The 13,980-nt window shown below is 65.1% G+C and carries 11 protein-coding genes; 8 read left to right on the plus strand and 3 right to left on the minus strand.

The features are described 5' to 3' along the window. Positions 1 to 16: 16 nt before the first annotated feature. The 3 genes from EN857_RS03060 to EN857_RS03070 form a co-directional block, all read right to left on the minus strand. A complete protein-coding gene (locus EN857_RS03060) occupies positions 17 to 1,810 on the minus strand; it encodes a TRAP transporter large permease subunit (protein WP_127392756.1) in 1,794 nt (597 codons plus the stop codon). After that, positions 1,807 to 2,412, minus strand: coding sequence for a TRAP transporter small permease subunit (locus tag EN857_RS03065; protein ID WP_127282913.1), 606 nt, complete (start codon positions 2,410 to 2,412; stop codon positions 1,807 to 1,809). Before EN857_RS03065 ends, EN857_RS03060 begins: the two co-directional genes overlap by 4 nt. Positions 2,413 to 2,656: 244 nt before the next feature. Continuing rightward, on the minus strand, positions 2,657 to 3,562 hold the full coding sequence (locus tag EN857_RS03070) for a branched-chain amino acid ABC transporter permease (protein WP_127392758.1): 906 nt from the start codon (positions 3,560 to 3,562) through the stop codon (positions 2,657 to 2,659). A gap of 153 nt (positions 3,563 to 3,715) precedes the next feature. On the opposite strand from EN857_RS03070, the gene EN857_RS03075 reads away from it, so the two are divergent. The 8 genes from EN857_RS03075 (at position 3,716) to EN857_RS03110 (ending at position 13,937) form a co-directional block, all read left to right on the plus strand. Beyond that, positions 3,716 to 4,324 (plus strand): CGNR zinc finger domain-containing protein, encoded by a 609-nt coding sequence (locus EN857_RS03075; protein ID WP_127392755.1) that lies wholly within the window; start codon positions 3,716 to 3,718, stop codon positions 4,322 to 4,324. Further along, entirely contained in the window at positions 4,317 to 4,847 is a 531-nt protein-coding gene (locus EN857_RS03080; RefSeq protein ID WP_127392754.1) for a hypothetical protein, read from the plus strand. The genes EN857_RS03075 and EN857_RS03080 overlap by 8 nt, the downstream gene beginning before the upstream one ends. Positions 4,848 to 5,052: 205 nt before the next feature. Further along, positions 5,053 to 8,526, plus strand: coding sequence for an indolepyruvate ferredoxin oxidoreductase family protein (locus EN857_RS03085; protein ID WP_135857941.1), 3,474 nt, complete (start codon positions 5,053 to 5,055; stop codon positions 8,524 to 8,526). 92 nt (positions 8,527 to 8,618) lie between these two features. Further along, positions 8,619 to 10,934 (plus strand): EAL domain-containing protein, encoded by a 2,316-nt coding sequence (locus EN857_RS03090; RefSeq protein WP_135897636.1) that lies wholly within the window; start codon positions 8,619 to 8,621, stop codon positions 10,932 to 10,934. A gap of 167 nt (positions 10,935 to 11,101) precedes the next feature. Further along, entirely contained in the window at positions 11,102 to 11,857 is a 756-nt protein-coding gene (locus EN857_RS03095) for a hypothetical protein (RefSeq protein ID WP_245478321.1), read from the plus strand. 173 nt (positions 11,858 to 12,030) lie between these two features. After that, positions 12,031 to 12,180, plus strand: coding sequence for a DUF3096 domain-containing protein (locus EN857_RS03100; protein ID WP_127222595.1), 150 nt, complete (start codon positions 12,031 to 12,033; stop codon positions 12,178 to 12,180). 166 nt (positions 12,181 to 12,346) lie between these two features. Next, entirely contained in the window at positions 12,347 to 12,571 is a 225-nt protein-coding gene (locus EN857_RS03105) for an aa3-type cytochrome c oxidase subunit IV (RefSeq protein WP_126057003.1), read from the plus strand. A gap of 85 nt (positions 12,572 to 12,656) precedes the next feature. Beyond that, the gene (locus tag EN857_RS03110; protein ID WP_128346265.1) at positions 12,657 to 13,937 is read left to right on the plus strand and encodes a Re/Si-specific NAD(P)(+) transhydrogenase subunit alpha; all 1,281 of its coding nucleotides are present in this window, start codon (positions 12,657 to 12,659) and stop codon (positions 13,935 to 13,937) included. The last annotated feature ends 43 nt before the right edge of the window (positions 13,938 to 13,980 follow it).

Consider the following 13,980-nt stretch of genomic DNA (forward strand, 5'->3'; position numbering starts at 1 on the left):
TGTCGGGCCTCCCCCATCAATTGAAGTTCGGCGGCTGCGACAGATCGGGCGCCGGTGCCGCCGGCGTGGCGGGCGGCGTGTCGCCGAAGCTCGGTGGCTGGGACAGGTCGGTGGCCGGCGGTGCCGGTGCCGCCCCGCCAGAGGCCGGAGCGGCGGCGCCATCCGCCGGCGGCGTGCCGAGCGGCGACAGGCCCGGCATCTGCGGCAACTGGATGTCGATCGTGCCCGGATCAACCGCCGCGCCCTTGTAGTGCATCACCATCTGCGGGAAGGCGATGGTGAGCCCGATCATGATCACCTGGATGCAGACGAAGGGCACCGCGCCCCAATAGATCTGGCCGGTGGTGACCGGCGCGATCTGCTTGCCGGTGATGCGGTCGAGATAGGGCACGCGCGCGGCGACCGAGCGCAGGTAGAACAGCGCGAAGCCGAAGGGCGGATGCATGAAGGAGGTCTGCATGTTGACGCCGAGCAGCACGCCGAACCAGATCAGGTCGATGCCGAGCTTGTCGGCGGCGGGCGCCAACAGCGGCACGATGATGAAGGCGAGCTCGAAGAAATCGAGGAAGAAGGCAAGCACGAAGACCAGCGCGTTGACGCCGATCAGGAAGCCGACCTCGCCGCCCGGCAGCGAGGTGAGCAGATGCTCGACCCAGAGGTGGCCGTTGACGCCGTAGAAGGTCAGCGAGAAGACGCGCGCGCCGATCAGGATGAACAGCACGAAGGAGGACAGCCTGGTCGTCGCGGTCAGCGCCTGCTTGATCACATCCAGCGACAGCCGCCCCTTTGCCGCCGCCATGATCAATGCGCCGACGGAGCCCATGGCGCCGCCCTCGGTCGGGGTGGCGATGCCAAGGAAGATGGTGCCGAGGACCAGGAAGATCAGCGCCAGCGGCGGGATCAGCACGATGATCACCTGCTGCGCCAGCCGGGACATCATGTTGATGTTCAGGCCCTTGTCGGCAATCGCCACGACATAGATCAGGATCACGCCGACGCAGGCGCCGAGAATGTCGGCATTGTCGCCATGCGCCGGCGCCAGATAGCGATAGGCGGCGTAGGACACAGCGACCGCAACCGCCAGCGCCACGATCAGCGACACCACGCCATGGCCGAGGGTGCGGGCTTCGAGCGGCAGGGCCGGCATCGATTTCGGCCGGACGATCGACATGATCAGGATGTAGAGCATGTAGATGCCGGTGAGCACGAGGCCGGGGATCAGCGCGCCGGCATACATGTCGCCGACGGAGCGGCCGAGCTGGTCGGCGAGCACGATCAGCACCAGCGAGGGCGGGATGATCTGGGCGAGCGTGCCCGACGCCGCGATGACGCCCGACGCCACACGGCGGTCATAGCCGTAGCGCAGCATGATCGGCAGCGAGATCAGGCCCATGGCGATGACGGACGCCGCCACGACACCGGTGGTCGCCGCTAGCAGCGCGCCGACGAAGATGACGGCATAGGCAAGGCCGCCGCGGATCGGCCCGAACAGCTGGCCGATCGTGTCGAGCAGGTCCTCGGCCATGCCGGATCGCTCCAGCACGATGCCCATGAAGGTAAAGAACGGGATCGCCAGCAGCGTGTCGTTCGACATCACCCGGCTGCCGTAGAAATTGTCGGGCAGCGCATGCAGCAGGGGCCAGGCCAGGTTTATCGAGCCGCCCGAATAGGGCGACAGCAGGACGCCGATGGAGAAGAACAAAAGGCCGTTGGCTGCGAGCGAGAAGGCGACGGGGTAACCGATCAAAAGGAAGATGATCAGCGAGGCGAACATGATCGGCGCCATGTTCTGGGCGATGAACTCGATCATGGGCGCACCTCGCCGGCCAGCGCCTTGGCTTCTTCGGCGAGTGCTTTCGCCTCGAGTTCGGCCTGTTCATGCGCCGATATGAAGGGATTGGGATCGTCCATGTCACCGCGCATGATGGCGATCTTCTTGATGATCTCGGAGATGCCCTGCAGCGCCAGCAGGAAGAAGCCGACAAGCAGGATCGCCTTCGCCGGCCAGACGATCAGCCCGCCGGCATTGGTCGACATTTCGCCGCTGCGGAAGGACAGCGACACATAGGGCACGAAATAGATCACCATCAGGGTGACGAACGGCATCAGGAACAGCATGTGACCGAGCAGGTCGATCCAGTGCTGCACCCGGCGCGAGAACATGCCGTAGACGATGTCGATGCGGATATGGTCGTTCTGCTTCAGCGTATAGGCGGCGGCCAGCATGAAGGCGGCGCCGAACAGATACCATTGCAATTCAAGCCACGCGTTCGACGATATGTCGAAGACCTTGCGGATGATCGCGTTGCCGGCGCTGACCAGGATCGCCAGCAGGATCAGCCACGACACCCATCTGCCGATGAACTCGTTCACACGGTCGATCGTTCTGGATAGAGCGAGCAGCCCTGCCATGCATTTCCTCCCTCCGCGCATCGGCCCGAAAATCGGTTTCGATTTCCGGAAATCGCGATGCGCAATTCAAAATGTCGGAGGCGCGCCGGCTCCCCTTATTTTCCGACGTGCCGCAGTGGCCCAACGGTATGCCGTGCGTGGCACGGCGGGTCAACACGGCAGAGGGGCGGTCAACATGGTTGTGAGACGGGGACGCCGGCAAACCGCCGGCTAGCGGGGCACGATGCAACCAAAGTCTGATAGGTCAGGCGATTTTCTGCTGGTCGCGGCCGGCGCCGATCAGCACCAGCATGGCGACGAGGAACAGATACATCCAGGCATCGCGCCATTCGAGCGGGAAATAGCCGGCCCACAGCGATTCGGCCATGCCGAAGGCGGCGGCACCGAGCGCGGCGCGAGGCGGCGAGAGATAGCCGCCGACCGCCGTCACGAACAGCACCTTCAACCCGTAGACCAGGCCGGTGCCGAAGCTGATGTTGCCATAGTAGATGCCGGCCAGCACGCCGGCGAGCGCGGCGCAGAAGCCGCCGAGCAGAACCGCCTGGCGGAAGACCGAGCGCACGTCGACGCCGCACATCGCCGCCGCCCTGGGATCGTCGGAGACGGCGCGCCAGGAGCGTCCGAACCGGGAGCGGGCGAACGCCCAGGCGGCAAGCGCGATGGCCGCCAGCACGGCGGCGCAGTCGAGCAGCTGGATCAGCGTCAGCGTCGCCTTGAAGCCGTCGTGCTCGGCGAAGACGACCGGCACGGCCAGCATCGGCGGCAGCCACAGGTCGTGCGTGTCGGCGGCGATGCGGCTTGACTCCGAAAGCACCAGCAATACGCCCAGCGTCGTCACCACGATGGCGTTGGGCGAGCGGTCGGCCAGCGGCTCGAAGACGTTGCGCGACAGGACGCGGCTGATCAGCGCCGCATAGAGGAAGGCCGCAAACACGCCGAGCGCGACAGAGGCATAGAGCGTCAGCCAAAGCGCCTGGTAGCCGAAGGCGGCGGTCAGGATCATTGTGTGGCCGCAGAAGGCGAAGACCGCGCCATAGGCGAGGTTGGTGCGGTGCAGGATGCCGTTGGTCAGTACATAGCCGAAGGCGAGAAGCGCATAGAGCGCGCCCGAATGCAGCCCGTTCAGAACCTGCTGGAAGAAATAGAGCATGCGCAGACCTCGGAGCATGTCGCCCAAAAGTGCCTAGCGGTTTTGGGGCAACGACATGCTCGAAACAGGGGCAGCGGCAACTCGCAACCCTGCGCGGAACGTTGCATTCGGAATCTAACTTGTCAAACGCGATTTATCGGTTAGGTTTCTGTCATGACGGTATCCTGGACCCCGCACCGCTTCACCGGCGGCATTCTCGCGCTCGACACCGCGAACACCGTCGTGCTGCGCAACGACCCGGAGAAGACCTTCGACCGTTTCGACAATCCGGCCGAGATCGCCCGTTTCGCCGAGGCGGCGAGCGGCTTCCGCGCCAGCGAGCTCGGCGGTCGCAAGCTGGAAGCGCCGGCGCCCGAGGCGATCGCACCGGTGGTGCTGTCGATCCGCGAGACCACCGACCGCCTGTTCCGCAACGCGGTGGCAAAGGGCGCGATCGCCACCGGCGACCTGCCCGATTTCCTGGCGGCCTGCGCCGACGGACTGGCGCAAAGCCGCACCGAAATCGGCGCTTCGGGGCAGCCGTTCGGCGACCCGGCGACACCGATGGCCTTCGAGTCGGCGCTGGCCGTCTCGGCGCTGTCGCTGCTGCGCGAGGAGACGGTCGCGCGGCTCAGGATCTGTCCCAACTGCAGCTGGCTGTTCGTCGACCGCAGCCGCAATTCCAGTCGCCTCTGGTGCGACATGGCGGTGTGCGGCAACCGGCAAAAGGCAAACCGTTATTACCGCCGCCGCACGGCGGCCAGGGAGGCTACCGATGTCTAGGAAAAATTCGCGCTCGATCGTTCTCGGCGCCGCTCTGCTGGCGGTGGCAATGCTTGGCGCCTGCCGCGATTCCGGCAAGGAGCAGCTGTTCGCTATTTCCGGCAAGCTGTTCGAGTTCAATTACCGGCTGGGCATCGCCACCTATGTCGTCACCCTCAACCCGCTGCGGCCGATGGGAGAAGGCCAGGTTGCCGTGGTCAGCTTCCAGAACCCGGCCGGGGGAGATCCGATCATCGTCAACCAGAAGATCTGGCCCAAGCTGCCGCATATAACGCTGACCAGTCCGCCGCTCACCTGCGTGGTCAAGGACAAGCCCTATTCGATCTCGATCCGCATCGAGGACGCCAATGGCACGCTGCTGCAGAGCTTCGAGACGACGCTGACTTCGTCGATGGATCAGTCGGTGCTGCCGGACCGTCCGCTGGTGGTCGGGCCGGTCTACGAGCTCAACAAGGACATGATCGGCCATGTCGACGGCAAGCTGCCGGGCGAGCCCAAGCCCGATTGCTCGAAGGCCGCCTGAGGTTCAGGGGCCGGAATTTTCGTGCTCGGCTGAACCGCCCCCGGTGCCGTTGCATGCGTCAACCGCCGCCGATTTGACCGTTTGTTGCGCGTCGTCTGGCACCTGCGATTTCGTTTGACCTCTCCGGCAAGGGGAGAAAGACTGCGGCGTCCCACTCCGACGTAGGCCGCGCGATTCCGTGCGCCCTCCGCGAAGGAAATGCCTGATGACGCTGCATGACGTCGCGCTCGACGACAAGTTCGACCTTGGCAAGGAGCGCATCTTCCTTTCCGGCGCGCAGGCCGTCATCCGCATGCTTCTGATGCAGCGCGAGCGCGATCGCCGCGCGGGGTTGAACACCGCCGGCTTCGTCTCCGGCTATCGCGGCTCGCCGCTCGGCGGCCTCGACATGCAGCTGTGGAGGGCCAAGAAGCAGCTGGCGCAGTCCGACATCGTCTTCCAGCCCGGCCTCAACGAAGAGCTTGCCGCCACCGCCTGCTGGGGCACGCAGCAGGCCGAATTGCTGGGCGAAGGCACGCATGACGGCGTCTTTTCGGTCTGGTACGGCAAGGGGCCGGGCGTCGATCGCTCCGGCGACGTGTTCCGCCACGCCAACCTCGCCGGCTCGTCGAAGCATGGCGGCGTGCTTGCCCTGATGGGCGACGACCACATGGCCGAATCGTCGACCAACGCGCACGCCACCGAATTCCTGTTCGTCGACACGATGGTGCCGATCCTCAACCCGGCCGGCGTCCAGGAGATCATCGACTACGGGCTCTACGGCTTCGCCATGTCGCGCTTCGCCGGCACCTGGGCGGCGATCAAATGCGTCAAGGACAACATCGAATCGACGGCCTCCGTCGACGCCTCGCTGGGGCGGCTGAACATCGTGGTGCCGCCGTTCGACATGCCGCCCGGCGGCCTCAACATCCGCCACGAGATCGATATGCTCGGCCAGGAGGAGCGGCTGCATGAGTACAAGCGCAACGCGGCCTCCGCCTTCATCCACGCCAACGGGCTGAACCGCATCATCTATTCCGGCGGCCGCAATCCGAAGCTCGGCGTCATCACCATCGGCAAGAGCTATCTCGACGTACGCCAGGCGCTGGAGGATATCGGCATCGACGAGGCGGCGGCCAACCGCATCGGCATCCGGCTGTTCAAGGTCGGCTGCCCGTGGCCGCTCGACCTGCAGCATGTCGCCGACTTCGCCCGCGGCCTCGACACCATCGTCGTCGTCGAGGAGAAGCGCTCGCTGATCGAGGTGCAACTGCGCGAAAGCCTCTACGGCACCGCCAGCCAGCCGGCGATCGTCGGCAAGAAGGACGAGCGCGGCGACTGGCTGTTCCCGGCCAAGGGCGCGCTCGATCCGAACGAGATCGCGATCGCGCTCGGCGAGCGGATCCTGCGCACCATCGGCCCGTCGGAAGAGATCGCGGCGCGGGTGGCGAAACTGCGCCAGTTCCAGGCCATGCTCGCCGATACAGTCGATATCGGCTCGCGTACGCCCTTCTTCTGCTCCGGCTGCCCGCACAATTCCTCGACCAAGGTGCCGGACGGGTCGCTGGCCGCCGCCGGCATCGGCTGCCATTTCATGGCGCTGTGGATGGACAGGAACACCGTCGGCTTCACCGCGATGGGGGGCGAAGGCGCGCAGTGGGTCGGCCAGGCGCCATTCTCGAAACGCGACCACATCTTCCAGAATCTCGGCGACGGCACCTACAATCACTCCGGCGCGCTGGCGATCCGCTTCGCGCTGTCGAGCGATGCCAACATCACCTACAAGATCCTCTACAACGACGCTGTGGCCATGACCGGCGGCCAGCCGCATGAGGGCGGGCTGACCGTCGACATGATCGCCAGGCAGGTGCGGGCCGAAGGCGTCGAGCGCATCGCCATCGTCACCGACGAGCCGGACAAATACGCGGGGAAGGCCGACTTCCCGGCAGGCGCGACCATCCATCACCGCGACGACCTCGACCTCGTCCAGCGCGAATTGCGCGGGGTCAAGGGCATCTCCGTGCTTCTCTACGACCAGACCTGCGCCGCCGAGAAGCGCCGCCGCCGCAAGCGCGGCACCTTCCCCGACCCCGACAAACGCATCTTCATCAACGAGCTGGTGTGCGAGGGTTGCGGCGATTGCGGGGTGCAATCCAACTGCGTGTCGATCCAGCCGGTCGAGACCGAATTCGGCCGCAAGCGGCGCATCGACCAGTCGAGCTGCAACAAGGATTTCTCCTGCGTCAACGGCTTCTGCCCGTCTTTCGTCACCGTGCACGGCGCCAAGATCAGAAAGGCCGAGGGCATCGCCGGCAGGACCGACCCGCTCCATGGCGTGCCCGCCCCGGCCGAGTTCCCCCTCGGCGCGCAGGGATGGGCCGGGATCATCGACGGCGTCGGCGGCACCGGCGTCGTCACCATCGGCGCGGTGCTCGGCATGGCGGCGCATCTCGAGGACAAGGGCTGCGGCATGATCGACATGGCCGGCCTCGCCCAGAAGGGCGGCTCGGTGTTCACCCATGTGCGCATCGCACGCACGCCGGACGAGATCCACGCCATCCGCGTTTCGGCGGGGAAGGCCGACCTGGTGCTCGGCTGCGACCTCGTCGTGTCGGGCGCGCAGAAGGTGCTGGCGGCGGTGCGCGAGGGCCATACGATCTTCCTCGCCAACACCGCCGAGATCATGCCCGGCGAATTCACCCGCTCCGCCGACTTCTCGCTGCCGGTCGAGCGGCTGAAAAAGGCGATCCGCACTGCCGCAGGCGACGGCAAGGCGCATTTCTTCGACGCCACCCGCACCGCCACCCAATTGTTCGGCAACTCGCTCGGCGCCAACATGTTCATGCTCGGCTTCGCCTTCCAGCATGGCGGGCTGCCGCTGTCGGCCGAGGCGGTCGAGAAGGCGATCGAGCTCAATGGCGAGGCAGTGGCGATGAACGTCGCCGCGTTCCGCTGGGGCCGCCGCGCCGCGCATGAGCCGGATTTCGTGCGCGGCCTCGTCAGCCAGCCGGGCAAGGCGGCCGCCGCGCCCTCCGAGACGCTGGACGAGATCATCGCCCGCCGCGTCGCCTTCCTCACCGCCTATCAGAACCCAGCCTACGGCAAGCGCTATGCCCAAAGGCTCGCCGCGCTGCGCCAGGCCGAGGGCAAGGCGGCGCCTGGCTCGACGGTGGTGACCGAGGCCGCCGCCCGGAACCTGTTCAAGCTGATGGCGATCAAGGACGAATACGAGGTGGCGCGCCTCTATACCGACGGCACCTTCGCCGCCGAGCTATCGAAACAGTTCCAGAGCTACGACAAGCTCGAATTCCATCTGGCGCCGCCGATGCTGGGCCGGCGCGGCAATGGCGGCCGCCCGAGGAAATCGAATTTCGGCCCCTGGATGATGAAGGGGTTTCGCCTGCTTGCGGCGCTGAAAGGCTTACGCGGCACGGCTTTCGACATCTTCGGCCACAGCGCGGAAAGGCGCATGGAGCGGCAGCTCCTGGCACAGTACGAGGCCGACCTGGAGTTGATCGCCGGCGCGCTGGCGCCTGGCAGAATCGAGGCGGCCACCGCGCTTGCCTCGGTGCCGGCGCTGATCCGCGGCTACGGCCACGTCCGGCAGGTGAGCGCCGAAAAGGCCGCCGGCGAGCGTTCGAGACTGCTGGAGCGCCTGGCGAAAGCGCCGGCAAGGTCGGAACTGCAGGCCGCCGAGTGACCCCAAAAGCGCCCGGAAACCAGGCGTTTCAGCCCAGGCTAAAGATTTTTTAATGGGACTATGGCAAGGCTGGGGCTCAATGGGCGCCAGTAATGGGCAGAACAAAAACCGATAACATCCCTGTGGATGTTTATATCCAGTTTGTGCGCTCGTTGTTCGACAACGCGCACATGCTGGTCATCGGCGCGAGCTGCCACGCCGTCGTCAGCCTCATGGTCTACTGGCGCAACGGCCAGCCGGTTTTCCTGGCGCTCGCCGGCGCGTTGCTCGGCGTCGGCGTCTGGCGCTACTTCAGCCTGCGGCGCTTCCATCGCTCGGGCGGCGAGATTCGCGACGCCGCCGATGCGACGAAATGGGAGCGCGAGTACATCCTGAAGGGTAGCCTGCAAGGGCTGCTGCTGGGGATTTTTTGCTTCATATCCATCTATGTCTACTCGGATTCCTATGCCGAGATCGGCGCGTTGTCGGTAACGCTGGCCTCCCTGGTGACCGTCGTTGGCCGAAATTACGGCTCGCCGCGCATGGTCATGATCTTCGCAGTGACCTTCGTCGGACCTATCGCTGCCGCCCTCATTCTCAGGGTCGACATCCCCTATGTCGTGCTCGGCCTGCTGATCATCCCGTTCATGTTCATCATCAAGGGCAGTGCCGACCACGTCCGCAATGTGCTGTTCTCGGCCGTCGTCGGGCACAAGCAGGCCAGGCAGCTCGCGCAGCGCTTCAACCGCGCCCTCAACACCATGTCGCATGGCCTGGTCATGCTTGGCCCGGACGGCAAGGTGGTGGTCGGCAATGCCGAGGCCGCCCATCTGATGTCGCTGAAATCGCCGGAGCAACTGCTCGGGCGGTCGATCCATTCGCTGCTGATGCGCGGCGTTGCCGGCGGCATGCTGGCGCCGAAGGACTGCCGCTATGTCGAGGCGCAGCTGACGCGCGCGCTGCGCGAAGGACGCGACCGCAAGGTGCTGGTGTCCTTCTCCAACGGCCAGCACTTCGAATTCTCGGCGCGCGAAGGCAGCCAGGACCTTGGCGTCATCACCTTCGAGGACGTCACTGCGCGTGTCGAGGCGGAGGAAAAGATCCGCTTCATGGCGCGCTACGACAACCTCACCGGCCTGCCCAATCGCGCCTATTTCCATGAGCTCGTCGGGGAACTGATGGCCTCTGGCGACCGGGATCGCCTGTGCGGCCTGTCGGTGGTCGACCTCGACGATTTCAAGAGCGTCAACGACACGCTCGGCCATCCCGTTGGCGACGGCCTGATCTACGCCGTGGCGGAACGGCTGGCAGCCGTAGCCGGGCAAGGCATCACCGTCAGCCGCTTCGGCGGCGACGAGTTCATGATCTTCTTCGATCGCATCGAGGACGAGAGCCATCTGACCGGCCTGCTCGACCAGATATTCGCCGACCTGCAGGGTGAAGTCGACGTCGCCGGTCACGGGCTGCGCATCCAGGCCAGCGCGGGCGCCGTGCTGTCCAAGGTCGCGGACACCGACGTCGATGCCATGATCGTCAAGGCCGACCTTGCGCTCTACAAGGCCAAGGAGCTCGGCAAGAACAACTGGCGGCTGTTCGAGGCGTCGATGGACGCCGCCTTCCGCAACCGCCAGCTGATGAAGGCTGACCTGCGCAGCGCCGTGGAAAGCAAGGGCCTGCGGGTTGTCTATCAGCCGATCGTGTCGATGCACACGATGCGCATCGCCAGCTGCGAGGCGCTCTGCCGTTGGGATCATCCCGATCTCGGGCCGATTTCGCCGAGCATCTTCATCCCGCTGGCCGAGGAGATGGGCATCATCTCCGAGATCAGCACCTTCGTGTTGCAGGCGGCCTGCGCCGAGTGCGCCAAATGGCCGGACCAGACCAGCGTCTCAGTCAATCTGTCCGCCAAGGATTTCCGCAACCACGACGTCATCCAGAAGGTCCGTGACGCGCTGGCCGCTTCCGGGCTCGCGGCGGGCCGCCTGGAGATCCAGGTCACCGAAACCGCGCTGCTCGACGACAAGTCGCTGACGCGGCAGTACATCGAGGAGCTGAAGCAACTCGGCGTGCGCATCGCCCTCGACGACTTCGGCACCGGCTATTCGAGCCTGAGCTATCTGCACAAGCTGCCGCTCGACAAGATCAAGATCGATCGCTCGTTCCTGATGGACGTCACCCAGAACCCGCGCTCGCTCGACCTCCTGAAGGGCGTCGTCGATCTTACGCGGATCCTCGGTCTCACCGTCACCGTCGAAGGCGTTGAAACCTTCGAACAGCTCAAGATCCTGCTGCATTCGGTCAAGCCGGACCTGGTCCAGGGCTTCCTCTTCGGCGCCGCGCTGAGCGCGTCGGGCATCGAGACCATGTCCAACGTGACCTGGCCTTTCGCCGCTGAGTTGCGGCCGGCCGCGAAGCTCGCCGCCACCTGAAATATCCCGCGAAACGCCCCGAAGCCGCGCATCCTTTGGGTTTAACCATTTGTTAACGTTAATTTAGGGTAAACTCAAAAGCTCGGAATTTCGCTTCTGGTTCTTTCGCCTGTTCGCTATGGTCCTCTTGCGGCGGCACGAGGATTTACAAAGTGGAAGCTCAGTTGGTGGGTACGCCTCTGGCGGCGGCTAAAGCCAGGGGTCAGCAGCGTCCCTCGGTGTTTTCAGATCACATCATGGAAGTTCTGGAGCACATCGAGTATCGCCTTTGCGACGGCGCCGAAGACCTCGAGGCAATCTATCGGCTTCGCTACAATTCCTACCTTCACGCCGGCATGGTGAAGCCCGATGCTTCCCGCATGGTGAAGGACAGCTTCGACGACCTTCCCAATTGCTATCGCTTCGGCGTGTTCTTCGACGGCTCGCTGGTCAGCACCATCAGAATTCACCATGCCAACGCGAAGCATCCAGTTTCGCCCAGCACCGATGTCTTCGGCGACGTGCTGGCGCGGCGCCTGGCGGCCGGCGAGACCTTCGTCGATCCGAGCCGGTTCGCCGCCGATCTCGAATGGTCGAGCAGCCTGCGGGTGCTGCCCTATGTGACGCTGAGGCTGGCGGTGGTTGCCTGCAGCCATTTCAAGCCGACCTATTGCCTGACGGCGATCAAGGAAGAGCATTCCGCCTTCTATCATCGCATCTTCCGATCGGAGCAGGCGGTGCCGCCGCGGAACTATCCCGGCCTGACCGTTCCCGTGCATCTGTTCCAGTCGAAGTGCTCCGAGAACATGCAGGCGACGCTGGACCGCTTCCCGTTCTTCAACTCCACGACGTTCGAACAGCGCATGCTTTTCCAACGCCCCAAGCGGGGCGAGCTGGCGCCGCTGACCATCCTGCCGACCGCCAAATACTTCGAGGCGGCCTGACCCCCGCGGCTTTTTTGCCCCTGTCGTCGTGCCGAAACCCGCGGCATTTTCTTCGGCGACATGCGTCGGCTGGAGCCTTCCGGGCGCGCCGGCGTTGTAAGGGGCGACAGGCACCACCTGCAGATTGTATCGCCACGGATTGGTGATCACCGCTTTTGGAAAGGACCCCCGACATGACCATTTCCGCGCTTACGCTGACCCCGTTGATCTCGCTGATCGCCGGCGTGCTGATCCTGGTCATGCCCAGGCTGCTGAACTACATCGTCGCGCTCTATCTGATCATCGCCGGCCTGCTCGGACTGTTCCCGCATCTCGGCGGCTGAAGGTCTGAAGGCCGTCATCGCCCCTTCACTGCCAGCGGGCCGGTCGGGGTCGCGGTCTTCAACTTTCCTTTGAGGCTGTTGTGCCGGGCGATGCGGCAATAGCGCCATTGCTCTGCGTCCAGCTTTTCGCTATGTGCCTCCAAGATGTCTTCGAAGGGGTATTCCTATGGCTGATCACACGCCGACCGGTCCTGTCGAACTGGGCGCGAAGATGGACTATGCCGAGCATGACCGCACCTATGCGGGCTTCCTGGCGCTGGCCAAATACGGTTCGCTCTTTTGCCTCGCCGTGATGATTTCGATGGCTTTCGGCTTCTTCGTAGGCGGCTTCTTCTCGGCGGTCATCCTCTGGGCCGTGATCCTGGCCGCCGGCTTCTTCATCCTCCGATAGACCTTACAAATCTCTTGCCTCGGACGTCGCCGGAGGCCCCGGCCGGCGTCCCGCGCAGACAGGTTCCAGCCGAAAGGATCATGCGGTGGGGCAGACGGTTTTCATCCCTCGTGAGCTTGACGCGAACGAGCAGCGCGTTGCTGCCTCGCCGGACACGGTGAAGCGACTGGCCGGCCTCGGCTTCGAGGTGGTGGTCGAAAAAGGCGCGGGCACCGGCTCGCGCATTCCCGACCAGGACTTTGCCGCGAACGGCGCCAAGATCGGCACGGCCGGTGATGCCAAGAAGGCCGACGTGGTGCTGAAGGTGCGCCGCCCGACCGATGCGGAGCTGAAAGGCTACAAGCAGGGCGCCGCCGTCATCGCCATCATGGATCCTTACGGCAACGACGCGGCCGTCGCCGCCATGGCCAAGGCCGGCATCACCGCTTTCTCGATGGAGTTCATGCCGCGCATCACCCGCGCGCAGGTGATGGATGTGCTGTCCTCGCAGGCCAATCTCGCCGGCTACCAGGCGGTGATCGATGCGGCCGCCGAATATGACCGGGCGCTGCCGATGATGATGACGGCGGCCGGAACCGTGCCGGCGGCCAAGGCCTTCATCATGGGCGTCGGCGTCGCCGGCCTGCAGGCGATCGCCACCGCGCGCCGGCTTGGCGCCGTCGTCACCGCCACCGACGTGCGTCCGGCGGTGAAGGAACAGGTGCAGTCGCTCGGCGCGAAATTCCTGGCGGTCGAGGACGAAGAGTTCAAGGCGGCCGAGACGGCCGGCGGCTACGCCAAGGAAATGTCGAAGGAATACCAGGCCAAGCAGGCGGCGCTGACCGCCGAGCACATCGCCAAGCAGGACATCGTCATCACCACGGCGCTGATCCCCGGCCGGCCGGCGCCGAAGCTGGTCTCGGCGGCGATGGTCGCCTCGATGAAGCCGGGCTCGGTGATCGTCGACCTCGCCGTCGAGCGCGGCGGCAATGTCGAGGGCGCGCAAGCCGGCAAGGTCGTGACGACGGCGAACGGCGTCAAGATCGTCGGCCATCTCAACGTGCCGGGCCGCGTCGCGGCGTCGGCCTCGCTGCTCTACGCTAAGAACCTGTTCGCCTTCCTCGAGACGCTGGTCGACAAGGAGAACAAGACGCTTGCCATCAAGCGCGACGACGAACTGGTCAAGGCGACCATGCTGACCGATGCAGGCCAGGTGGTGCACCCCAATTTCGCCAAGGCCGACCAGCAGCCGCGCGTTGAACCGGCGGCTGTGCCCGCCACGACCCTGGTCGCTGAGGCTTCCGAGAAGAAAACGGCGCCCAAAAAGACCGCAGACAAGAAAACCGCTACGAGCAAGTCCGCTGCCAAGCCGAAGGGGATCGCGTGATGGACGCCTTGCAGAAAGCCCTCGACCAGCTCGACCAGGCAAC

Source organism: Mesorhizobium sp. M4B.F.Ca.ET.214.01.1.1 (assembly GCF_004791545.1).
Taxonomy (GTDB): domain Bacteria; phylum Pseudomonadota; class Alphaproteobacteria; order Rhizobiales; family Rhizobiaceae; genus Mesorhizobium; species Mesorhizobium abyssinicae.

Bases quoted from the DNA above. Each gene is read 5' to 3' on its own strand.
- EN857_RS03090 (WP_135897636.1), top strand. From the start codon at position 8,619: ATGGGCAGAACAAAAACCGATAACATCCCTGTGGATGTTTATATCCAG.
- EN857_RS03105 (WP_126057003.1), top strand. From the start codon at position 12,347: ATGGCTGATCACACGCCGACCGGTCCTGTCGAACTGGGCGCGAAGATG.
- EN857_RS03070 (WP_127392758.1), bottom strand. From the start codon at position 3,562: ATGCTCTATTTCTTCCAGCAGGTTCTGAACGGGCTGCATTCGGGCGCG.
- EN857_RS03065 (WP_127282913.1), bottom strand. From the start codon at position 2,412: ATGGCAGGGCTGCTCGCTCTATCCAGAACGATCGACCGTGTGAACGAG.
- EN857_RS03060 (WP_127392756.1), bottom strand. From the start codon at position 1,810: ATGATCGAGTTCATCGCCCAGAACATGGCGCCGATCATGTTCGCCTCG.
- EN857_RS03080 (WP_127392754.1), top strand. From the start codon at position 4,317: ATGTCTAGGAAAAATTCGCGCTCGATCGTTCTCGGCGCCGCTCTGCTG.
- EN857_RS03100 (WP_127222595.1), top strand. From the start codon at position 12,031: ATGACCATTTCCGCGCTTACGCTGACCCCGTTGATCTCGCTGATCGCC.
- EN857_RS03075 (WP_127392755.1), top strand. From the start codon at position 3,716: ATGACGGTATCCTGGACCCCGCACCGCTTCACCGGCGGCATTCTCGCG.
- EN857_RS03085 (WP_135857941.1), top strand. From the start codon at position 5,053: ATGACGCTGCATGACGTCGCGCTCGACGACAAGTTCGACCTTGGCAAG.